This window comes from Nocardioides sp. (genome assembly GCF_036493135.1).
In the GTDB taxonomy this organism is placed as follows: domain Bacteria; phylum Actinomycetota; class Actinomycetes; order Propionibacteriales; family Nocardioidaceae; genus Nocardioides.
The window spans coordinates 1-21,186 of the sequence record NZ_DASXQG010000072.1; the positions used below are offsets into that span (position 1 = coordinate 1).

General features: G+C 70.2%; 19 protein-coding genes. 13 read left to right on the top strand and 6 right to left on the bottom strand.

The genetic code is table 11. The features are described 5' to 3' along the window. Both VGJ24_RS13620 and mobF read left to right on the top strand, forming a co-directional pair. Positions 1-228, top strand: a 228-nt coding sequence (locus tag VGJ24_RS13620) for a hypothetical protein (RefSeq protein WP_331501169.1), incomplete at its 5' end; no start/stop codon positions are given. A 459-nt stretch (positions 229-687) separates the two neighbouring features. After that, positions 688-3,303 carry a MobF family relaxase gene (mobF, locus tag VGJ24_RS13625; RefSeq protein WP_331501170.1) on the top strand — a complete coding sequence of 872 codons (2,616 nt, stop codon included), beginning with the start codon at positions 688-690 and terminating at the stop codon, positions 3,301-3,303. A gap of 8 nt (positions 3,304-3,311) precedes the next feature. Here the strand turns inward: mobF and VGJ24_RS13630 are convergent, their stop codons facing one another. Beyond that, positions 3,312-4,025 (bottom strand): helix-turn-helix domain-containing protein, encoded by a 714-nt coding sequence (locus VGJ24_RS13630; RefSeq protein ID WP_331501171.1) that lies wholly within the window; start codon positions 4,023-4,025, stop codon positions 3,312-3,314. Positions 4,026-4,132: 107 nt separating this feature from the next. Here VGJ24_RS13630 and VGJ24_RS13635 point away from each other — a divergent pair, with 107 nt between their 5' ends. Together VGJ24_RS13635 and VGJ24_RS13640 are read left to right on the top strand one after the other, a co-directional pair. Beyond that, a complete protein-coding gene (locus tag VGJ24_RS13635) occupies positions 4,133-4,363 on the top strand; it encodes a helix-turn-helix domain-containing protein (protein ID WP_331501172.1) in 231 nt (76 codons plus the stop codon). A gap of 42 nt (positions 4,364-4,405) precedes the next feature. Then, entirely contained in the window at positions 4,406-5,491 is a 1,086-nt protein-coding gene (locus VGJ24_RS13640) for a site-specific integrase (protein WP_331501173.1), read from the top strand. 29 nt (positions 5,492-5,520) lie between these two features. Here VGJ24_RS13640 and sodN read toward each other — a convergent pair whose 3' ends face one another. Further along, the gene (gene sodN, locus VGJ24_RS13645) at positions 5,521-5,922 is read right to left on the bottom strand and encodes a superoxide dismutase, Ni (RefSeq protein ID WP_331501174.1); all 402 of its coding nucleotides are present in this window, start codon (positions 5,920-5,922) and stop codon (positions 5,521-5,523) included. Positions 5,923-5,993: 71 nt separating this feature from the next. On the opposite strand from sodN, the gene VGJ24_RS13650 reads away from it, so the two are divergent. The 5 genes from VGJ24_RS13650 to VGJ24_RS13670 all read left to right on the top strand — a co-directional run bounded on the left by VGJ24_RS13650 (position 5,994) and on the right by VGJ24_RS13670 (position 12,350). Continuing rightward, positions 5,994-6,356, top strand: a complete 363-nt coding sequence (locus VGJ24_RS13650; RefSeq protein WP_331501175.1) for a S24 family peptidase — start codon at positions 5,994-5,996, stop codon at positions 6,354-6,356. 142 nt (positions 6,357-6,498) lie between these two features. Then, on the top strand, positions 6,499-7,614 hold the full coding sequence (locus tag VGJ24_RS13655; RefSeq protein ID WP_331501315.1) for an NADP-dependent malic enzyme: 1,116 nt from the start codon (positions 6,499-6,501) through the stop codon (positions 7,612-7,614). Between the two features lie 161 nt (positions 7,615-7,775). Next, positions 7,776-8,744, top strand: coding sequence for a zinc-binding dehydrogenase (locus VGJ24_RS13660; RefSeq protein ID WP_331501176.1), 969 nt, complete (start codon positions 7,776-7,778; stop codon positions 8,742-8,744). Further along, entirely contained in the window at positions 8,744-9,439 is a 696-nt protein-coding gene (locus VGJ24_RS13665; RefSeq protein WP_331501177.1) for an SDR family oxidoreductase, read from the top strand. Before VGJ24_RS13660 ends, VGJ24_RS13665 begins: the two co-directional genes overlap by 1 nt. Before the next feature lie 76 nt (positions 9,440-9,515). Then, positions 9,516-12,350: a penicillin acylase family protein gene (locus tag VGJ24_RS13670; RefSeq protein ID WP_331501178.1), complete on the top strand. Its 2,835-nt coding sequence runs from the start codon at positions 9,516-9,518 to the stop codon at positions 12,348-12,350. Between the two features lie 32 nt (positions 12,351-12,382). On the opposite strand, the gene VGJ24_RS13675 is transcribed toward VGJ24_RS13670, so the two are convergent. From VGJ24_RS13675 to VGJ24_RS13690, 4 genes are read right to left on the bottom strand one after another with little or no spacing between them, the layout of a single operon-like run. Next, on the bottom strand, positions 12,383-12,898 hold the full coding sequence (locus VGJ24_RS13675) for a nitroreductase family deazaflavin-dependent oxidoreductase (protein WP_331501179.1): 516 nt from the start codon (positions 12,896-12,898) through the stop codon (positions 12,383-12,385). Positions 12,899-12,939: 41 nt separating this feature from the next. Then, the gene (locus VGJ24_RS13680; protein WP_331501180.1) at positions 12,940-13,974 is read right to left on the bottom strand and encodes a tellurite resistance/C4-dicarboxylate transporter family protein; all 1,035 of its coding nucleotides are present in this window, start codon (positions 13,972-13,974) and stop codon (positions 12,940-12,942) included. 6 nt (positions 13,975-13,980) lie between these two features. Beyond that, positions 13,981-14,157, bottom strand: a complete 177-nt coding sequence (locus tag VGJ24_RS13685) for a DUF6104 family protein (RefSeq protein WP_331501181.1) — start codon at positions 14,155-14,157, stop codon at positions 13,981-13,983. 24 nt (positions 14,158-14,181) lie between these two features. After that, positions 14,182-17,967, bottom strand: coding sequence for a multifunctional oxoglutarate decarboxylase/oxoglutarate dehydrogenase thiamine pyrophosphate-binding subunit/dihydrolipoyllysine-residue succinyltransferase subunit (locus VGJ24_RS13690; RefSeq protein ID WP_331501182.1), 3,786 nt, complete (start codon positions 17,965-17,967; stop codon positions 14,182-14,184). A 252-nt stretch (positions 17,968-18,219) separates the two neighbouring features. Here VGJ24_RS13690 and VGJ24_RS13695 point away from each other — a divergent pair, with 252 nt between their 5' ends. Genes VGJ24_RS13695 through VGJ24_RS13710 form a run of 4 tightly spaced genes read left to right on the top strand, consistent with a single transcriptional unit; the run spans position 18,220 to position 21,183 of the window. Further along, positions 18,220-18,840, top strand: coding sequence for a hypothetical protein (locus VGJ24_RS13695; protein WP_331501183.1), 621 nt, complete (start codon positions 18,220-18,222; stop codon positions 18,838-18,840). After that, positions 18,840-19,754 (top strand): LCP family protein, encoded by a 915-nt coding sequence (locus tag VGJ24_RS13700; protein WP_331501184.1) that lies wholly within the window; start codon positions 18,840-18,842, stop codon positions 19,752-19,754. Before VGJ24_RS13695 ends, VGJ24_RS13700 begins: the two co-directional genes overlap by 1 nt. A gap of 9 nt (positions 19,755-19,763) precedes the next feature. After that, positions 19,764-20,096 (top strand): TfoX/Sxy family protein, encoded by a 333-nt coding sequence (locus VGJ24_RS13705; RefSeq protein WP_331501185.1) that lies wholly within the window; start codon positions 19,764-19,766, stop codon positions 20,094-20,096. 40 nt (positions 20,097-20,136) lie between these two features. Next, on the top strand, positions 20,137-21,183 hold the full coding sequence (locus VGJ24_RS13710) for a threonine aldolase family protein (RefSeq protein WP_331501186.1): 1,047 nt from the start codon (positions 20,137-20,139) through the stop codon (positions 21,181-21,183). Positions 21,184-21,186 lie beyond the last annotated feature (3 nt).

Here is a 21,186-nt window from a genome sequence, read left to right on the forward strand (position 1 = left end):
GAGACACTCATGGTCCCGGTCGTCGAGGTCGTTTTCTTCGTTCTGCTGGCCGTGGCGTGCTTCTTGTGGTTCCGCCGGACACCGACGTACCGGCTCCATCGGCACAGGTCGGGCACGGTACTGGGGCAGTCGTCCTCCTACGACAGGGCGCCGCAGCTGCGGCCGGAGCTGCGCCGAGAGGGAGAACCCCCGCTGGCACGCCGATGGTGGTTCGGCCGCAGGATATGAGTTGGCGGACGGCCGCTCCGTAACAACCTCTCATCGGCATGACAGTGCGATGAGTCGGCGTCAATCCGCGGCGCAGTAGCCCGGCGTTGCTACGACTGGGATGGATGCGCTGGCGCCAGGTCGTGGGCCCCGTCGGCGCGCCGGCAGCTCTGAGGGAGGTGACGTTGCTGCTGCCCGGGAAGCGGACCAGGGCGTGACGCCGCCTCGGGGTATTCCCAGGTCCGCTCCGTACCAGCTTCCATGTCTCTCCCTGCTCGCCTCTCCCCACGCTCCCTTCCTCCCCTCGTCCCTCATTACCAACCACCAACGGCTCCTCAATTCCTTCCCCTTCTGGCCCCTCCTCTCTCCTCATTCGGCGGCACGCATGCTACGAAGTTGGGTAGGGAAAAGGGCTGCTGACCTGGGGGTTTGTGGCTGTTGAGGGTTGTCGAGGGAGGGTGTTTCGGGGTGCATGGCGGGGTGAAGATCTACCGCGGGAGCCCGGCTGCGGCTCGGGCGTATGTGGAGGCCGACCGGTCGCGTGCCGACGACTACTACCTGGCCGAGGGCACCGGACTAGCTTCTCGGCTGGTCGCCACCCAAGACGGCGTCGTTCAGTTGGCGCCGATGGACGGCCCGGCCTATGAGCGCTGGGTGGCCGGCCGCACGGTGGAGACCGACCGGCCCAAGGGGCGGCTGCGGACCGATGACCGGGCGGTCCGGTTCGTCGAGGTCACGGTCAACGGGCCGAAGACCTGGTCGCTGGCCGCAGCGGTGGATCCGGAGGTGGCGGCCGCCTATGACGCGGCCCAGGACCGGGCCGCCCGTCAGGTCGTGGGGTGGCTGGCGGTGCATGCGACCACCCGGATTGGGCCGCGGGGGAGGCAGGTGCAGGTTCCGGTCGAGCAGATCGAGGCCGCCGTGGTCCGGCACTACACCTCGCGGGCTGGGGACCCGCACCGACATCTCCACCTCCAGGTCAACGCCCGGGTCTGGGCACAGGGCCGGTGGCGGGGCCTGCATACGGTGGGGGTGCGGGACAGTCTGGAGGCGATCAACGGGATCGGGCATGCCGCGGTGATGTGTGATCCGGGGTTCCGGGCCGCGTTGGCCGCTCACGGCTACACCGTCGACCCGGAGTCGGGCGAGATCACCGAGCTGGCCGGGTACGTGGGGGCGTTCAGCGCCCGGGCCAAGCAGATCGAGACCCAGGTCGACTCCTATGAGGCCGTCTGGCGTGGGGAGCATTCTGGGGAGGAGCCCGGACCGAGGTTGCGGCGGGCATGGGACCGGCGGGCGTGGGCGCAGGCGCGGCCGGACAAGGTCGTGCCCACCACTGGGGAGGATCTGACCGCACGGTGGTGTGAGGAGCTGGGGGAGCTGGGGTTCCGACCACCCAACCAGCCAGTGGACCCCGAGACCCTCACAGTGGTGCGAGGGGACCCGGCGGCGGTGCGGGTGGGGACGCTGGACCGCGAGTCGATGGTTGAGACCGCGATGACGAGGTTGGGGAGCCGCCACTCGGCGTGGAACGCCGCCGATGTTCGCGGTGAGGTGGAGCGCCTGGTCGCCTCGGCCGGCGTGGTCGCCGAGGCCGGGGTCCGCGGTGAGCTGGCCGAGGACCTCACCGCCCGGGTGCTCCGGGCCTCGCGGCCACTGCTCGATCGCGCCGATGTGCCCGAGCACATCCGCTCCCACACCTCGGCCCCGGTGTTGGCGGTGGAGCGGGAGCTGATCGCACGGATCACCACCCGGGCCGCCGCGAACCGGCTGACGGTGGTGGAGGGGGCGGCCGGGTCGGGCAAGACCATAAGGCTGGCGGCCGCTCGCGCCCACGTCGAGGCTCGGGGTGGGCGGATGCTGGTGGTGACCCCGACCCGCAAGGCCGCCCAGGTCGCCACCCACGAGATCGGTGCTCCGGCGCGGTCGGTGGCGTGGCTGCTGCACCGGTACGGCTACCGGTGGGACACCGACGGCAACTGGACCCGCGTGGCACCGTCGCCGACGGCGCCGCGGTTGGACCATCGCACGGTGCTGGTGGTCGACGAGGCCGGGATGTTGGACCAGGACACCGCCCGCGGACTGTTCGAGTTGGCCGACACCACCGGCGCCGACCTCGACCTGGTCGGGGACCGGCACCAGCTCCCCGCCGTGGGCCGTGGGGGAGTGCTCGATCTCGCGGCCCGGTACGCCCCCCACCGGTGCGTCGAGCTCGACGGGGTGCGCCGGTTCACCGACCCCGATTACGCCGGCCTGTCGCTGCGGATGCGTCAGGGCCAGAACATCGACTGGGTCTTTGACCACCTCAACGACCGCGGCGAGATCGTGGTCCATGCCAGCGAGGTCGAACGCGACCACGCCCTGGCCGTCCGAGCCTGTCTCGGCGAGCTGGTGGTCGCCGACACCCGCGACCAGGTCGGCCGGATCAACGCCCTGGCCCACCAGATCCGCCACGACACCGGCCAAGTCACCGGGGAGGCCGCCGACCAGGTGACCACCGGCACCGGGGAGCAGATCGGGGTAGGGGACCGGATCGCCACCCGCCGCAACGACAGCGAGGTCGATGTCGCCAACCGGGAGACCTGGACCGTCACCGCCACCACCACCACTTCCGCGGGCGGCGGGCTGGTCGTGGTCGGCGAGGCGGGACGCCGGACCCTGCCCCCCGACTATGTGGCCAAGCATGTCGAGCTCGCCTACGCCACCACCGCCTACGGCGCCCAAGGCACCACCGTCGCATCGGCCCGCGTGCTGGTCGGCGACCACACCGGCGCCGCCTCGGCCTACGTCGGCATGACCCGCGGCCGCGACCACAACACCGCCCACCTCGTCGCACCGTCGCTGGAGGAGGCGCGGCGTCAGTGGATCGAGGTCTTCGGCCGCGACCGCGCCGACCTCGGCCCCACCCACGCCGCACAACGCGCCACCGACGACATCGAACGCTACGGTCCCAACGCCCCCCACGATCCACGCCGCCGCAGACTGCTCTCGCCCGCCGAGATCGAACAACGCAGAGTGGAGCACATTCGCCAGTCGCCCACGGAGCCGGCCTACTCGCCACCATCGAGAACCAGAAGCCCCGGCATCGGGTTCTGATGGCCTCGTCAGGGGCGTGGGTCGAACCGGGACCGCCGTGGCGGCGGCGGGGGAGGCGGGGGAGGTGGCTTCGGCAGGAACTCCATCCAGGTGATCCGGGCCAGCGGCCCGGTCTCCGGGTCTTCTCCGGAGGTCCAGGAGAAGACGCCGCTGCCGTGGGATCGGGTGGCGTCCCGGACCGCCGGCTCCCACGCGGCACGGACCGGGTCGGGCAGGTCGAGCCGATCCCAGCAGTCGACCAGGAACCCGCCGTCGAGCCACCGGATCATCATCTGCGGCATCCCGCGGCGGATCAGAATCTCATAGGCCCGCCGTCGGTCGGTCAGATCCGCCAGGTTCCAGTCGTCCTGCTCGGTGTGGCCCAACAGGTCCGGGACGTGAAGGGTGGTGAAGCAGTCCGGGGCAGGAACCCGCCACAGCCGGTTCGGCGCCCAGAACGCCACGATCCCCTCCGGGTGGTATTCGGTGAACACCACCCGCGACCGCACGGTGAGCTCCCAGCCCATCGCGGCCAACAGGCGGGCCGCCACCCGCAGCGACGGTGTCTTCAGTCCCCGCTCATAGGCCGAGACCGTGGCCTGGGACGTGCCACCCAGGCGAGCCACCTCCGCCTGGCTGAGGCCGCTGGCTCGCCTCGCGATCTCGAGCAGGTACCACGGGTCGATCCGCCCACGATACCCGATCGGATGTTTTCGGTGGCCACGTTGGCAACCGCTGCACACCTACCTGTCAGCACCACCTCTCCACCGACGACCGGCACCGACTGTCCATTCACCCGGACGCCTGCGCTTGATCGGGGAGAGCCGACCACGAGCCACAGGAGGACGCCATGACCAGCACCATCACCCACCAGATCCCGTTCCCCGAGCGCGACCCCGAGGAGCTCCTGACCCTGTCCGAGGCCGCTGACATCCTCAGAATGCCCATCAACACCCTGCGCTGGTGGCGCCAGACCGGCAAAGGACCCGAGTTCTTCAAGATCGGCCGCCACCTCGTCACCACCGTCGGCGACCTCCGCCGCTACATCCGCGAACAACGACACAACCAGCACTCGGCCTAACCTGTCGACACGAGCGGAGGTCACACCAACTCGGAGGCACCCATGGCCAGCATTCAGAAGCGCCCGGACGGCAGGTGGAGGGCGCGATATCGCGACGAGGCCGATCGCGAGCACGCCCGGCACTTCACTCGCAAGGTCGACGCCCAACGATGGCTCGACACAGTGACGGCGTCCATCGTCCGAGGCGACTACGTCGACCCGAAAGCGGGACGCGAAACCGTACGGGCGTACTCGTCCCGCTGGCAGAGTGTGCAGGTCTCCAGCAGTGGCACGGCGCGCATCGTCGACAATGCGCTACGACGACACATCATGCCCGCACTCGGCGGGCGCGCGATCGGGGCGGTGCGCCGCAGCGACGTCCAAGCGTTCATCAAGCTGCTGGAGACCAAGGGCCTCTCGGCTGGGACGGTGCGCAACATCTACGAGGTAGCGGCGCGAGTGTTCGACGCGGCTGTGGACGACAGGGTCATTTCCGCCTCGCCGTGCCGGCGGATCACATTTCCGAAGAGCGACGGCGACGAGGTCGTGCCGCCCACCGTCGAGGAGGTCGCAGCGCTTCGCTCCGCGCTCGACCCGCAGTGGCAGGCCGTCGTAGTCACGTTGGCAGGCTCCGGACTGCGGGTTGGCGAGCTGTTGGGGCTTTCGGTCTCGGACGTCGACTTCCTGCGCGGGACGATCCGCGTCGAGCGCCAGCGGTTGCAGTCCGGAGAGCTTGCGGCGGTGAAGTCGAGGACTTCCCGCCGCATCGTCCCGGTGGGCCAGGTCGTCATCGAAGCGCTGGCCGCATACCTCGCGGCATACCCGTCCGACGATGCCCTCTTCCGCGATGAGTGGGGCGTCCCGTTGTCCTACCGGCGCTGGAAGCGACTTCTCGGTGACGCAGCGTGCGAGGCTGGCGTCCGGGTGACAAGCCACGGTCTACGCCACTTTGCGGCCTCGGCACTGATCTCCGGGGGCGCGTCGGTGAAGCAGGTTCAGACGTTCCTCGGCCATTCGTCGGCGGTGATCACCCTGCGCACCTACGCGCACCTGTTCCCCGGCGACGAGGACCGCACGCGCAACGTCCTCGACGCAGCGCTTGGTCCGCTCGCGGACTTTTTGCGGACTACACCAGCGTCAGAAGGATAAACGCGCAGGTCAGCGGCCTGCAGGTTGCCTCAAGCCTTCTTGGTCTCCCAGAAGATCTCGGCGATCTCGTCGATCTTCGCCAGCAGCTCGTCGGCCTTGCCGGCGTCCATCTCACCCTTGGTACCGGTGGCGCCGGCCAGCTTGGTGGCCTCGTTCACCAGGGTGTGCAGCTGCGGGTACTTCTCGAAGTGCGGCGGCTTGAAGTAGTCGGTCCAGAGCACCCACAGGTGGTGCTTGACCAGCTCGGAGCGCTGCTCCTTGATCAGGATCGCTCGGGTGCGGAAGTCGGGGTCGTCGTTGTCGGCGACCTTGGCGATGATCGCCTTGACCGACTCCGCCTCGATGCGGGCCTGGGCCGGGTCATACACGCCGCACGGGAGGTCGCAGTGGGCCGAGACGTCGATCGTGGGAGCGAACAGCTTCGCGAACATCGTGGTCCTCTCTGTCAGATGGAGGTCGGGGATTCCAGAGGATTCCTGCCTCGCCTGGGACACTACTCCGCGTGCCGAGGCCCCCTGGACCGGGTTCGTACCCTCTTCGTCCGCGAGCAATCGGGGTGGCCCGCGTCCACCACGAGTCGATGCGGCCGACCCTCGAGCCGGGCGACCGTCTCCTGGTCAGGTACGCCGCACCGGTGTCGGCCGGCCGCCTGGTGCTCGCCCGCTTCGCCGACGGCACCTTGGCGGTGAAGCGGGCTGTCGAGCAGCGCCCGACCCGCGCCGGCGAGCCTGGCTGGTGGCTGCTGAGTGACAATCCGGACGACGGTGTCGACTCGCGTCATCGCGGTGTGATCTCGGCCGATGACGTGGTGGCGGTCGTCGTGGCCCGGATCTGGCCGCACCCCGCGGTCGGTCGGCGGTTGTGACCGGAGCCGCCCGGAGTGGTGTCCACGAACGCCCTCGGCGCGAGGCGCGCCGTACCCGCTGTGCCACAGTGACGGAGTGGCTGCCCCCGACGCACACCGGTTCGCCGGCGACCCCGTGTTCGACCTGCACGTGGGCGGGAAGATGGAGGTACGGTCGCGGGTCGCGCTGCGCGACCGGGACGACCTCTCACTGGCCTACACCCCCGGGGTCGCGCGCGTCTGCGAGGCCATCGCCGCCGACCCGACGCTGACCCGGGAGTACACCTGGGTGCCCCACACCGTCGCCGTCGTCACCGACGGCACCGCGGTCCTCGGCCTCGGCGACATCGGGCCGGCGGCGGCGATGCCGGTGATGGAGGGGAAGGCGGTGCTGTTCAAGCAGTTCGGCGGTGTCGACGCGGTGCCGATCTGCCTGTCGACCACAGATGTCGAGGAGATCATCGCCACCGTGGCGCGGCTGGCGCCGAGCTTCGGCGGCATCAACCTCGAGGACATCTCGGCGCCGCGCTGCTTCGAGATCGAGGAACGGCTCAAGGCGATGCTCGACATCCCGGTCTTCCACGACGACCAGCACGGCACCGCCGTGGTCGCGCTCGCCGCGCTGACCAACGCGCTGACGCTGACCGGTCGTACGCCGGAGAGCACGCGCGTGGTCGTCTCGGGCGCCGGAGCAGCCGGTGTCGCGGTGGCGCGGATCCTCCTCAACGACGGGGTGGGTGACATCGCGGTCGTCGACCGGCAAGGGGTGCTGAACTCGCGGCGTACCGATCTCACCCCGGTCAAGAAGGCGCTGGCCGTCGACACCGCCGACCGTCACGACCGGCACGGGTCGCTGGCCGACGTGATGGTCGGCGCGGACGTCTACCTCGGTGTCTCGGGTGGGACGGTGCCCGAGGAGGTCGTCGCGAGCATGGCCGACGACGCGATCGTCTTCGCACTCGCGAACCCGACCCCCGAGGTGCCGGTCGAGATCGCTCACCGGCATGCCCGGATCTTCGCGACCGGTCGCTCCGACTACCCGAACCAGATCAACAACGTGCTGGCGTTCCCCGGGATCTTCCGAGGGGCTTTCGACGTCCACGCCACCGCGATCACCGAGGGGATGAAGCTCGCTGCCGCCGAGGCGCTCGCCGGGCTCGTCGGCGACGACCGGGCCGACGACCTGATCGTGCCCTCGCCGTTCGACCCGCGGGTCGCACCGGCCGTGGCCACGGCCGTCGCCGCGGCGGCCCGCGCCGACGGCGTCGCCCGCCCCTGACCGCCGAGGTGGGCCTTGTCAGCAACCGAGGTGGGAGTTGTCCCGGCCGGCTCGCCTCGACAAGCGCCACCTGGGAGACGGAGAGACCCCACCTCGGCACGGGAGAGGGCCCACCTCGGCACGGGAGAAGAGCCACCTCGGCGTGTCAGTAGGGTCGGGACATGTTCGCCTTGTACGCCGAGAAGTTCAGCACCGACGACCCGCTGACCGGGTTGGTGGTGGGGGAGCGACCCGACCCGGAGGTCCCGGACGGGTGGACCACCGTGCAGGTCAAGGCGGCGTCGCTGAACCACCACGACCTCTGGTCGCTGCGCGGCGTCGGGCTGCGCGAGGACGCGCTGCCGATGATCCTCGGCTGCGACGCCGTCGGCATCGACGAGGACGGCAACGAGGTGCTGATCCACGCCGTGATCAGCGATCCTTCGTGGCGTGGTGACGAGACCGAGGACCCGCGTCGGTCACTGCTGTCCGAGCGCTACCAGGGCACCTTCGCCGACCGGGTCGCCGTACCGAGGGCGAACCTGGTGCCGAAGCCGGCATCGCTGTCGTTCGAGGAGGCGTCCTGTCTGCCCACGGCCTGGCTGACGGCGTACCGGATGCTCTTCGTGCAGGGCGCCCTCAGACCGGGACAGTCGGTGCTGGTCCAGGGCGCGGGCGGTGGCGTCGCCACCGCCCTGATCACGCTGGCCCGGGCCGGCGGTCTCCAGGTGTTCGCGACCAGCCGTGACGAGCGCAAGCGGGCACGGGCGCTCGAGATCGGCGCCCACGCGACGTTCGAGAGCGGTGCGCGGCTGCCCGACCGGGTCGACGCCGTGATGGAGACGGTAGGCGCCGCCACGTGGACCCACTCGCTGCGTTCGCTCCGCCCCGGAGGCACGCTCGTGATCAGTGGTGCGACCAGCGGGCCCAACCCGGACAGCACCGAGCTGAACCGGATCTTCTTCCTGCAGCTCCGGGTGGTCGGTTCGACCATGGGCACGAGCACCGAGCTCGGGCAGCTGGTGTCGTTCCTCGACGCCACCGGCACCAAGCCGCTGATCGACCGCACGCTGCCGATGACCGACGCCCGCGACGGCTTCGCCGCGATGAACGACGGTGAGGTCTTCGGCAAGATCGTGTTCACCCGCTGATGGCGACCCACCTGATCACCGGCGCCGGCTCGGGCATCGGCGCGGCGGTCGCCGAGGCGTTGCACGGCCGAGGAGACGACCTGGTCCTCCTGGCGCGGAACCCGGAGCGCGCCGACACCCTGGCCGAGCGGTTCCCGGGCGCCACGTTGATCATGGCCGACCTGGCCGACCCCGACGCGATCGACCAGATCACCGGTCTTCCCGACCGGCTCGACTCGGTGCAGCACATCGCCGGTGTCGTCGAGCTCGCTCCCGTGGCCGAGCTGCGCGCCGAGCACTTCCGGGAGCAGCTGGAGGTGAATCTCGTTGCCCCTGCTCTCCTCACCCGCGCGTGCCTGCCGGCCCTCCGGGCCGCACGCGGCATCGTCGTCTTCGTGAACTCGGGGGCCGGGCTGGCCGCCGGCGCCTCGTGGGCGGCGTACGCCGCGTCGAAGTTCGGGCTGCGCGCCGTTGCGGACTCGCTGCGCGCCGAGGAGCTGGGGAACGGCGTGCGCGTGACGACCGTCTTCCCCTCGCGGACAGCGACGCCGATGCAGGAGAAGGTGCACGAGCAGGAGGGCCGCACCTACGACTCGGCGCTCTGGATCAGTCCGGAGACCGTGGCCGCCACCGTGCTCCACGTCCTCGACGTGCCCCGTGACGCGACGATCCCCGAGGTGACGGTGCGGCCGCTGGTGCCGTGGACGCCGAAGTAGGCCGGTTACCGCTCCGTAACTTCCGGGCGCTCCGGCGCGTTGGGACACCAGACCCGACGATGCCCTGGAGGTCGCGATGCGCCTGCGTGCCGGTTCCCTGGCCCTCTCCCTCACGGCTGCGGCCACGTCCCTGGCGCTGCTCGCGCCCGCACTCGGCCCGGCCGATGCCGCCGGAGGCCCGACGTACCGCCGGCACGACTTGGCCGACGGCCGGGCGCGCTACGTGCTGCCACCGGGGGAGAACGGTCTGGTCAACGCGACCGACGCGCTGGCGTTCGAGACGACGCAGCAGCGTCCGGCGAGCAGCCAGGACCAGCTGGGCCAGTACTCCGGCCTGCTCTACGGCTACCCCCACCTCACGAACGCGACGCTCGGGAGGTACTTCAACGACGAGTCGTTCGGGGTCCGGCCGAGGGACATCACACGCACCGAGACGCCGGAGAACGGCGTCACGATCTACCGCGACACCCACGACGTGCCCCACATCTACGGCGACACCGACCAGACCGCGGCATTCGGCGCCGGCTACGCGCAGGCCGAGGACCGGCTCTTCTTGATGGACGTGCTGCGCCACTACGGCGCGGGCACCCTGTCGGGCTTCCTCGGGGCATCGTGCGAGTTCGAGCAGATGGACCACGATCAGCTGCTGCTCGCGCCGTACACGCAGGCACAGGCGCAGCGGCAGGTCGACCTCCTGCCGAAGCGGTACGGCGCCCGCGGTGCGCTCGCGAAGTCGATGATCGACTCCTACGTGGAGGGGGTGAACGCCTACATCAGCGCCGCCGAGCGGGACCCGTCGAAGCTGCCGGTCGACTACCTGGCCGGTGCGCCCGACGCCACGGTCCCGCAGCCGTGGACGGCTGCCGACGTGGTCTCCATCGCCGGCCTGATCGGCGGCATCTTCGGCAAGGGCGGCGGCTCCGAGACCGACGACGGTCACCTGCTGCGCTATCTCCAGGGCCGGTACGGCGCCCAGGCCGGGATGAGGGCCTACCGCGACCTCAATCACCAGAACGACCCGCTCGCCCCGACCACGATCACCGACCGGCGATTCCGGTACGACGTGCGAACGGCGCCGTGGCACCGTTCGCTGAACGCGATCCCGGGCCCGCGTGCGCTGAGCGGCGGGCCGGCGTCGACGTCCGCCGGCTGCGGCACGAGCTCCGGTCTGCCGACCGGGTCCACCTCGCAGCTCACGACCCGCCAGCGGATCGGCGCCAACATCGTGAACGCGCTGCGGGCGATGCCGCAGCACATGAGCAACGCGCTCGTCGTCAACGGCTCGCACACGAAGTCCGGCCATCCGGTCGCGGTGTTCGGGCCGCAGGTCTCGTACTTCGCGCCGCAGATCCTCTCCGTGCTCGACCTGCACGCGCCGGACTACGACGCGATGGGCGCCTCGTTCCCCGGCACCGGCCTGGTCGAGCTCGGCCGCGGACGTGACTACGCCTGGTCGGCGACGTCGGCAGGCAGCGACCTGATCGACCAGCGGGTGGAGAGGATCTGTGACCCGGGCGGCGCGGCGCCGGCCGCGCAGGGCACGTCGTACGTCTTCCGCGGGCGGTGCGTGCCGATGAGGCACGACTCGTTCAGCGAGAACGTCCTGCCCAAGCCCGGGAGCGGCGGAGGTGTGCCGGCCACGATCTCGCACGAGATCTACCGGACGCGGCACGGCGTCGTGCAGGGCTGGACGAAGGTCCACGGCCATCCGGTCGCGATCGTCAACCAGCGGTCGACGTACGGCCACGACATCGACTCGGTGGTCGGCTTCCTGGGGTTCGGCGACCCGAGGGTGACCCACGACGTGCACAGCTGGATGCGGCAGGCGAACAAGATCGGCTACACGTTCAACTGGTTCTACGTCGACGACCGCGACACCGGCTACTTCGTCAGCGGCCGCGACCCGAGGCGCAACCCGCATGCCGACCCGACACTGCCGACGTGGGGCACCGGGAAGTCCGAGTGGCGCGGCTTCCTCTCGCTGAAGCAGCACCCGCACGAGGTCAACCCGAAGCAGGGCTTCTTGGTCAGCTGGAACAACAAGCCGGCGCCGGGCTTCGCCACCGACGGCGAGTACGCGAACGGGCAGACCTACCGCTCGGTGATGCTGGTGCGACATCTGAAGCGGAAGCTCCGAGCCACGGGCGACCGGGTCACGCGGGCGGACGTCGTGCAGGCGATGGAAGCGGCGGCCAGCCAGGACCTCGACGGCGTCGAGGTCACACCGTTGCTCCTGCGCTTCCTGAAGGGACATCACCAGACCGCACATACGCGGGCGATGGGCAGGCTGCTGAAGGGCTGGGTCGCGGACGGCGCACATCGGCGCAAGGCGAAGGCGTCCGCGACGCAGTACCGCCACCACGCGGCGATCGCGATCGACGACGAGCTGATGCCGAACCTGATCCGCGCCCTCTACGACGGGATCCTGGCCAAGGGTGGGCTCTCCGGGGTCGCGTCGACGGGCGGTGCGTCCCTGCCGGGATACGCGAAGCTGCCGATGCAGTGGGTGAACACCCCGAACAGCGGCGACGCGCACCTGGGCTCGTCGTACGACGGGGGGTTCGAGGGGTACCTGATGTCGACCCTCCAGCAGCTGCTCCACCGGCATCCGAAGGACGGGTTCGGGCGGGTGCTGACGCGGCACGAGTGCGGTGGCGGACCGGCCACGTGCCGACGGAAGGTCGCCCGCGCGCTGGCTGCGACGTACGCCGGGCTGGCGCGGGCGAACGGGAGCACCCACGCCGCCGCCTGGACCGACTCGACGCTGTCGCATGCCGCGGGACAGACCATGCCGGAGTTCGACTCGATCGGCTTCCGCGCCCTCGGTCTGGTCGGCCAGCCGAGCATCGACTGGCAGAACCGTCCGACGTTCCAGCAGGTAGTCGAGTTCCACCGCCACCGCCCCCGCTGAGGACCTGGCGTCACTTTGCGCCGACTCGGCGGTCAGGCGGGCTCGAGAAGGAAGATCCGCAGCCGGCGGCCGGTGATCCGCGCCTGATACGTCAGGTACCCGCCGTAGACCTCCGTCGACCCCGCCAGCACGGACTCGCGCTCCTCCTCGGTGGCCGGCCGGGCGACGGCCTCGAGCGTGGTCCCCCGATGGCGCAGCGTCGCGCGCGGGTCCGCCTCGAGGTTCAGCACCCACGCCGGGGTCGCGGGTTGCCCGAAGTTCGTGCCGAGGAGGGCGAGCGTGTCGCCGTACGGGACGGCGATCAGGTGCGTGGTACGTCGCAGCCCGGACCTCCGGCCCGTGGTGGTCACGTCGACCACCGGCAGACCCGCGAGCAGCTCCGGCACACTGGTGCGTCCGCGTGAGGCGCGACCGACCAGGTCGTCGAGGTGACGCAGCACCTTGGAGAACACCCACGCCCCGGCCCGGGTGGAGGCGACGGACTGGGTCGCCCGCTGCAACCCGGTGGGTCGTCCGATCCGGTAACCGAGGTCTGCGGCCACGCCCACACCGGTGAACCTAACAGCGTGCCCTCCTGCCGGGACGGCGTCTACGGCCGCAACACCCGGCGTACGACGTGCGCGACCCCCGCCACGGACGTGACGGCCCAGGCGGCCAGGGCGACCCAGATCCAGACCCGGCCGATGTCGACCAGCAGCGGGAACCCGTCGGCGACCCCGAGCCGGGTGCTCGCGACGGCGTACATACCGAGGGGGAAGACGATGCTCCACAGGTGTACGTCGTACCGGAGCGGCACCCGGTGGGTGACATGCCGCCACCAACCCGCCGCGACCAGGGCCGGCACCAGCCAGGTCGCCAGCACCCACGCGAACAGGTCACCACCACGGATCGCGCTGCCGGCCGCGTCGAGGACCGCGTCGTGGGGCAGCAGGGTGATCTCCGCGCCGGCCAGTGTGGTGATGGCGGCTGCACCCATGGCGATCCAGTACGGGGCAGTCAGGTCGTCGGCCCCGAGGTCGTGGGCCAGCAGCCGCATCGCCACGAACAAGCCGGTCACGGCGTACAGGAACACCCCGAGGAACCACGTCCCCACGGCGACGGCGGGCAGGGCCGGACCGGGGCGCTCGACGGCCAGCACGGCGGCCGCGACGGCCACGGACTGGCCACCGACCGCCCACAAGAACCAGGTCCCGTTGGCGACGGCCGTGACGGGTCGGTCATCCGCGCCGAGCCTGGTCGTCCACGGGGCGGCGTAGCCCCGGAGCAGCCAGCAGGCCGCGCCGACGCCGAGCAGCCACAGCGCCAACGTCGCCTGGTCGGCGGCGATCCTGGCGGAGAGCACGTCGGCAGCGGCGACGAACGTGAAGAACCCGAACCCGCCCGACAGATGGGTGAGGTCGTCGACCAGCTCGGCGCGGTGGGAGACCAGGCGCCAGGCGTTGAGCAGCACCAGACCGACGAAGGCGGCCACGGACAACACGAGGAGGCACCGCGACAGCAGCCGTCGGCCGTCGTATCCCAGACCCACGGAGATGATGCCGGTGGCCATCACCACCGAGAAGTAGCCCGGCGAGAGCTCGCGCACCGCCGCGTCGAGGCGCGCGCCGACCGTCGTTCCACCCACCGGGTGCTAGTCCTCGGGGTCGTCGAGGCGTGCCAGCCAGGTCGCGAACCGCTCGACGGCGGTCTCGAACTCCGGGTGGGTGTCGGTGAACTCCTGGAGCCGGTCGCTCAGCCACGCCAGGGTGACCTCCTCGTCGCCCCGGCGCTGCTGGAGCTCCTCGATCCCGCGGTCGGTGAAGTACATCGCTGCTGCTGGCCGGCGGAGCCGTCAGTAATCCCGGACGGTGCGGTCGGCGACACTCTCGAACGCCGCCGCCACCAGCGACTTCTGCTCCTCGGCGTGCCGCTTCGCGGTGCCGACCGACGGGGACGACGACCGCGGCCGCGTCACGCACTCCACCGGCAGATCGAGCTGGGGCCACACGTTGAGCGAGTAGTACGGCGCGGGGCCCATGTTGCCCGGCTCGTCCTGCACCCAGCGCACGGCCTTCAGCCCGGGGAACCGGGCCAGCTCGGCCTTGATCTCGTCGATCGGGGCGGGGTAGAGCTGCTCCACCCGGGCGATCGCGAACCGGCCGGCGTCCTCGCGCTTGGCCCGCTCGACCATCAGGTCCCAGGTGATCCGGCCCGAGCAGATGAGCAGAGTGTCGACGGTTGCCGGGTCGGCGTGGTCGGCGTCGTCGGTGACGAACGGCCGGAACGTGCCCGTGGTGAAGTCGGCCGGCTGCGACGCCGCCTCCTTGCGCTTGAGCATCGACTTCGGCGTGAACACGACCATCGGCCGGTGCTCCTCGCTCAGCGAGTGCTGCCGCAACAGGTGGAAGTACGACGCGGGGGTCGACGGCTGCGCCACCACGAACGCGTCGTCGGCGGCCATGGTCAGCCACCGCTCGATACGGGCCGACGAGTGGTCGGGACCCTGACCCTCGTACCCGTGGGGGAGCAGGAGCACGACGCCGGACTGCTGTCGCCACTTCGCCTCGCCGGAGCTGATGAACTCGTCGATCACCGTCTGGGCACCGTTCACGAAGTCGCCGAACTGCGCCTCCCAGACGACCAGCGCGTCGGGCCGGGCCACGGAGTAGCCGTACTCGAAGCCGAGGGCGGCGTACTCGGAGAGCAGCGAGTCGTAGATGTGGAACTTCGCCTGGTCCTCGGTGAGCGCGGCCAGCGGCGTCCACTCGTTGGCGTTGGTGCGGTCGATGATGGTGGCGAACCGCTGCACGAAGGTGCCGCGGCGCGAGTCCTGGCCGGCCAGGCGCACCGGGCGGCCGTCCATCAGCAGCGAGCCGAGCGCCAGGATCTCGCCCGTGCCCCAGTCGATCGGGCCGTCGGCGATGGCGTTGGCCCGGCGCTGGAGCTGCGGCATCACCTTGTGGTGGACCGTGAAGCCGTTCGGCGGCGTCACGTACGCGTCGGCGATCCGCTTCATCACATCGGGGGTGACCGCGGTGTCCGTCGTGCCCACGGACTTCTCCGGGTAGTCGGGCACGGTCGTCCACTCGGTCGGTTGCGAGTCGGCCTCGCGCACCTCGGTGAACACCCGTTCCAGCTGCTGCTGGTAGTCCTTGAGGACCTGCTCGGCCTCCTCGATCGTGATGTCGCCACGACCGATCAGCGACTCGGTGTACAGCTTGCGAACCGAGCGCTTCTGCTCGATCAGGTCGTACATCAACGGTTGGGTGTACGACGGGTCGTCGCCCTCGTTGTGACCGCGGCGGCGGTAGCAGACCAGGTCGATGACGACGTCCTTGTTGAACGCCTGGCGGTACTCGAACGCCAGCCGCGCCACCCGGATGCACGCCTCCGGGTCATCGCCGTTCACGTGGAAGATCGGCGCCTGCACCATCCGCGCGACGTCGGTGCAGTACAGCGAGGACCGCGAGGCGCCGGGCGAGGTCGTGAAGCCGACCTGGTTGTTGACGACCAGGTGGATGGTGCCGCCGGTGCGGTAGCCGCGCAGCTGCGACAGGTTCAGCGTCTCGGCCACCACACCCTGGCCGGCGAACGCCGCGTCGCCGTGGAGCAGCAGCGGGAGCACGGGGTACTCGGCACCGCGGTCGAGCATGTCCTGCTTGGCGCGGGCGATGCCCTCGAGCACCGGGTCGACCGCCTCGAGGTGTGAGGGGTTCGCGGCGACGGACACCTTGATCGTGTCGCCGCTCCCTGACACGAACTCGCCCTCCGCACCGAGGTGGTACTTCACATCGCCGGAGCCCTGGACCGTGCGCGGGTCGATGTTGCCTTCGAACTCCCGGAAGATCTGGGAGTACTTCTTGCCGACGATGTTGGCCAGCACGTTGAGCCGCCCGCGGTGCGCCATACCGATCGTGACCTCGTCGAGCTCGGCCTCCGCGGCCGCCTCGCAGATCTCGTCGATCACCGGGACCGTGGTCTCGGCGCCCTCGAGGCTGAACCGCTTCTGGCCGACGAACTTGGTCTGCAGGAACGTCTCGAACGCCTCGGCCTGGTTGAGCTTGAGCAGGATCCGCAGCTGCTCCTCGCGGGGGGGCTTGACGTGCGGCCGCTCGACGCGCTCCTGGAGCCACTTGCGCTGCTCGGGATCCATGATGTGCATGTACTCGATGCCGGTGGTGCGGCAGTAGGAGTCACGCAGGATGCCGAGGATGTGGCGCAGCTTCATGAAGCGCCGGCCCTCGCCGCCGAACGAGCCGGTGGCGAACTCCCGGTCGAGGTCCCACAAGGTCAGGCCGTGCGACTCGACCTCGAGGTCGGGGTGGCTGCGCTGGCGGTACTCCAGCGGGTCGGTGTCGGCCATCAGGTGACCCCGCACGCGGTAGGCGTGGATCAGCTCCAGGATGCGCGCCTGCTTGGAGATCTCGTCGTCGTGCGACGTCGCGATGTCGTTGCTCCAGCGGATCGGCTCGTAGGGGATCCGCAGCGCCCGGAAGATCTCGTCGTAGAAGCCCCCGTCACCGAGCAGGAGCTGGTGGAGGCGCTTGAGGAAGTCGCCCGACTGCGCGCCCTGGATGACGCGGTGGTCGTACGTCGAGGTCAGCGTCATCACCTTGCTGATGGCGTTGCGGGCGATCGCCTCCTCGGAGGCGCCCTGCCACTCCGGGGGGTACTCCATGGCGCCGACGCCGATGATCGCGCCCTGACCGCGCATCAGCCGCGGCACGGAGTGGTTGGTGCCGATCGTGCCCGGGTTGGTCAGCGAGATCGTGGTGCCCTGGAAGTCCTCGACCGTGAGCCGCGCGTCGCGGGCCTTGCGCACGATGTCCTCGTACGCCGTCCAGAAGGCGGCGAAGTCCATCGTCTCGGCGCCCTTGATGTTGGGCACGAGGAGCTGGCGGGTGCCGTCCTTCTTCTGCATGTCGATCGCCAGCCCGAGGTTGATGTGGGCCGGGGTGATCTGGTTGGGCTTGCCGTCGACCACGTCGAAGCCGACGTTCATCTCCGGCATCGCCTTGAGCGCCTTGACCAACGCGTAGCCGATCAGGTGGGTGAACGACACCTTGCCGCCGCGGGCCCGGGACAGGTGGTTGTTGATCACGATCCGGTTGTCCCAGAGCAGCTTCACCGGCACCGAGCGAACGGAGGTCGCGGTCGGCACCGAGAGCGAGTCGTCCATGTTCGCCACGGTGCGAGCGGGCGCACCGCGCAGGATGGTGTACGTCGCCTGGTCGCTCAGCGGGACCGGCGCGGGCACCTTCTTCTCCTTCGGCACGGGCTTGTCGGTGCCCTTGGCCGGCTCCGCCGCACTGGCGGGGCGCGGGGTCGCCTGCGGAGCGGCCCGGCCCTCGTCGGGCGCCTTCGCGGGCGCCGCCGGGAAGGGCGTCGGGGCGGGCGTCGGGGCGGGGGCCGGCTTGTCGGTCGCCGGAGCGCTCGACGCGCCCGCCGCTCCGTTCGCGGCACCCTTGTCGGTACCGTTCCCACCGGTCTTGAAGTACGCCGCCCAGCTCGGGTCCACGCTTCCCGGATCGCGTTGGTACTGCTCGTACATCTCCTCGACGAGCCACTCGTTGGCTCCGAAGTCGGAGGATGGTGCTGACGAGGCCGAGTCGGACGGGCTTGTCTGCTGCTGCGACACGAGTGTGTTTCGCCTCTTCCGGGACGTGCGCGTGGATGATCGGGGTGCGACATCCAGGCTAGTCCCCCACGCACACAAATACCGAAGTACGGTGCTGCGCTGGTGCAAGGTGTACCCGATCACCACGACCGGTCGTTGTCAGGAGGTCCCGGAGGCCGTCCGGGACACCGAGACGACACCCCCGAACCGACCGGAAAGGACCGAGGCTTGCCTCCCTTCCACACGCATCCGACCAGATCCGTGACCAGGTCCGTGACCAGATCCCGGACCACCTCGCGGAGCGCTGCCCTGGCTGCGCTCGTCGTACTGGCGCTCACCGCCGGCGGGTGCAGCAGTAGCGACTCGTCCGCACCCGAGGCCGGTCCGACGTCCGGGGCCTCCGGCATCGGCGGAGCCCAACCCGTGGCCTCGACGGTGGTGCTCGGGCGGGTGGCCGGCGACGTCCACCAGCCCGGAAGACGGATCTTCAAGAAGCATCGCAAGCAGGTACTCAAGCGGGTCGGCCATGCCGCCGACACCTGGATCGACGGCGGGTTCGTCGCCGTCACCTATCCGCGTAGCGACTTCAAGTCGGCGTTCGCGGCGTTCACCAAGCCCGCGAAGCACGAGGCCCGGCAGCAGATGCAGCTGATGACCAACTGGAAGCTCCGCAAGAAGATCGACGGCGTCGTCGTGAAGAAGCGGAAGGTGACCGTCGACGTGTTCGCTCCGCACGGGCGCCCGGCCGGTGCGACCGCCCGGGTCGGCCTGGTGTTCAGGACCACCGGCCACACCACGCAGCGTGTGACCGTCACCGGGCGGCTGTTCCTCAGCCCGGACGACCACGGGTCGTGGCGGGTCTTCGGGTACGACGTGTCGAACGGGAGCAAGTGATGAAGCGCCGGATCCTGCGGGTGGCCAAGCTGGTGTCGCTCGGCGTCGTACTCGCGCTGATCACGCTGGCGCTGCCCGACGCGTCTCCCAAGTCGACCGAGTTCGCCCTGGTGAAGGTGCACCAGGCCGATGCGGCGGCCATCAACCAGAACGTGATCTCGATCCTCGCGGTCGGATCCGACGCCCGACCGGGGGAGAACTTCACCCACACCCGCGGCGACGCTCTGCAGCTGGTGACGATCAACACCAAGACGCACGCCGCGAGCATCATCGGCGTACCCCGCGACTCCTGGGTCGACATTCCGGGCCACGGCAACGACAAGATCAACGCGGCCCTCTACTACGGCGGACCGGAGCTGCTGGGCCGTACGGTCGGCAACCTGATCGGCGTCCATCCGAAGTACGTCTTCGTGACCCGCTTCCAGTACCTCACCCAGATGGTGCACTGGCTCGGGGGTGTCGATGTGCGCAACCCGTACGCGTTCAGCGACGTCTCGCTCAAGCCCAAGGGCTTCAAGGCCGGACGGATCCACCTGAGTGGGTACGACGCCGTGGCGTACTCCCGCATCCGGCACACCCTGCCGCGGGGGGACTTCGACCGGTCCGCCCACCAGGAGATCGTGCTCAAGGCGATCCAGGCCAAGGTGAGCGCCAACGCCCACAAGCCGGGCTTCATCGAGCACGGCGTCCTGGACGCAATGAGCCACATGTACACGAACCTGCCGCCGGTCGAGCTGTTCCGGCTGGCCCAGGTGATGGCCCAGGTCGACCCGAGCAAGGTGAGGGCCTGCGTCGTCCAGGGTGGCATCGGAGTCTCGTCCGGCGGCGCGAGCATCGTGCTGCCGTACGTCGCGCAGGCCCGCGACATGGGCAACCAGATCCGGAAGGACGCGACCCTCTCGCACTGCGGCTAGCCTCGGCCCATGGCGTACGACGAAGCGCTCGCGGCGCGCATCCGCGAGCACACGGCGGGGGAGCCGGTCGAGGAGAAGAAGATGTTCGGCGGGCTCGCGTTCCTGCTCGGCGGACACATGGCCGTGGCCGCCAGTGGCAAGGGCGGGCTGATGGTCCGGGTGGAGCCGTCGGAGACCGAGTCGCTGCTCGAAGAGCCGGGCGCCGCGCCGTTCAAGATGGGCGGCCGGGGTGAGATGAGCGGCTGGCTCCGGGTCTCGGCCGACGCCGTCACGGACGAGCACGACCTCGCCCGCTGGGTCGGCCGTGGCCTCACCTACGCGCGCTCGCTCCCGCCCAAGTGATCGACCAGTGATCGAGCAGTGATCGACCAGTGATCGAGCAGTGATCGAGCTCCGTAGCGACAACGCCGCCGGCGTCGCTCCCGAGATCCTGGCCGCGGTCGACGCGGCCAACACCGGCTCCGCCCTGGCGTACGGCGGCGACGAGCTCACCGCCCACCTGCAGGAGGTCGTCCGGTCGGTGTTCGAGCACCCGACCGCCCGGGTCTTCCCGGTCACCAGTGGCACCGCCGCGAACTCCCTGGCCCTGTCGGCGTCGACCCCGCCGTGGGGTGCGGTGCTCTGCCACGAGTCCGCTCACATCATCACCGCGGAGGGCGGCGCGACGTCGTTGTTCAGCGGCGGCGCCGTGATGCGCGGCGTCGGCGGTCCCCATGCCCTGATCGAGCCGGACGAGTTGCGTGCGGCGCTCGAGTCGGTCCGCTGGGGCGATCCGCACGAGAGCCAGCCGAGCGTGCTGTCGCTGACGCTGCCCAGCGACTACGGGACCGTCTACCGGCCCCACGAGATCGCGGCGTTGACCGACATCGCCCGCGAGTTCGAGCTCCGTGTGCACCTGGACGGCGCGCGGATCGCGAACGCGGTGGCGGCTCTCGACTGCGCACCGGCGGACGTCACCTGGCGCGCGGGTGTGGACGTGTTGTCGCTCGGTGCGACCAAGAACGGCGCCCTGAGCGCGGAGGCGATCGTGGCATTCGACGACCGGATCGCCGAGGAGTTGGTCTACCGGACCAAGCGCTCCGGCCACGTCACCAGCAAGATGCGGTTCCAGTCGGCGCAGGTCGCGGCGTACCTCACCGACGGCCTGTGGCTGCGGCTCGCGGGCCACTCCAACCAGCGGATGGCCGAGCTCGTCGCCGAGCTGGAGTCGCTCGCGTCGTACGGCGTGCGCCTCGCCGAGCGGGTGGACGTGAACATGGCCTTCGTGGAGCTGCCGGCTGCCGCGCTCGACGCAGCGGCCGACGCCGGCCTGCTGTTCTACCGGATGGACGAGACGAGCATCCGTCTGGTGACGAGCTGGCAGACGACGGCGGACGATGTCACGACGGCGGCCGCGACGTTCCGTGCGGCGGTGGCCGCGGACGCGTGAGCA

Coding starts and splice junctions, on each gene's coding strand:
- VGJ24_RS13635 (WP_331501172.1), top strand. CDS start 4,133: ATGACCAGCACCATCACCCACCAGATCCCGTTCCCCGAGCGCGACCCC.
- VGJ24_RS13670 (WP_331501178.1), top strand. CDS start 9,516: ATGCGCCTGCGTGCCGGTTCCCTGGCCCTCTCCCTCACGGCTGCGGCC.
- sodN (WP_331501174.1), bottom strand. CDS start 5,922: ATGTTCGCGAAGCTGTTCGCTCCCACGATCGACGTCTCGGCCCACTGC.
- VGJ24_RS13665 (WP_331501177.1), top strand. CDS start 8,744: ATGGCGACCCACCTGATCACCGGCGCCGGCTCGGGCATCGGCGCGGCG.
- VGJ24_RS13700 (WP_331501184.1), top strand. CDS start 18,840: ATGAAGCGCCGGATCCTGCGGGTGGCCAAGCTGGTGTCGCTCGGCGTC.
- VGJ24_RS13660 (WP_331501176.1), top strand. CDS start 7,776: ATGTTCGCCTTGTACGCCGAGAAGTTCAGCACCGACGACCCGCTGACC.
- VGJ24_RS13705 (WP_331501185.1), top strand. CDS start 19,764: ATGGCGTACGACGAAGCGCTCGCGGCGCGCATCCGCGAGCACACGGCG.
- VGJ24_RS13685 (WP_331501181.1), bottom strand. CDS start 14,157: ATGTACTTCACCGACCGCGGGATCGAGGAGCTCCAGCAGCGCCGGGGC.
- VGJ24_RS13640 (WP_331501173.1), top strand. CDS start 4,406: ATGGCCAGCATTCAGAAGCGCCCGGACGGCAGGTGGAGGGCGCGATAT.
- VGJ24_RS13655 (WP_331501315.1), top strand. CDS start 6,499: ATGGAGGTACGGTCGCGGGTCGCGCTGCGCGACCGGGACGACCTCTCA.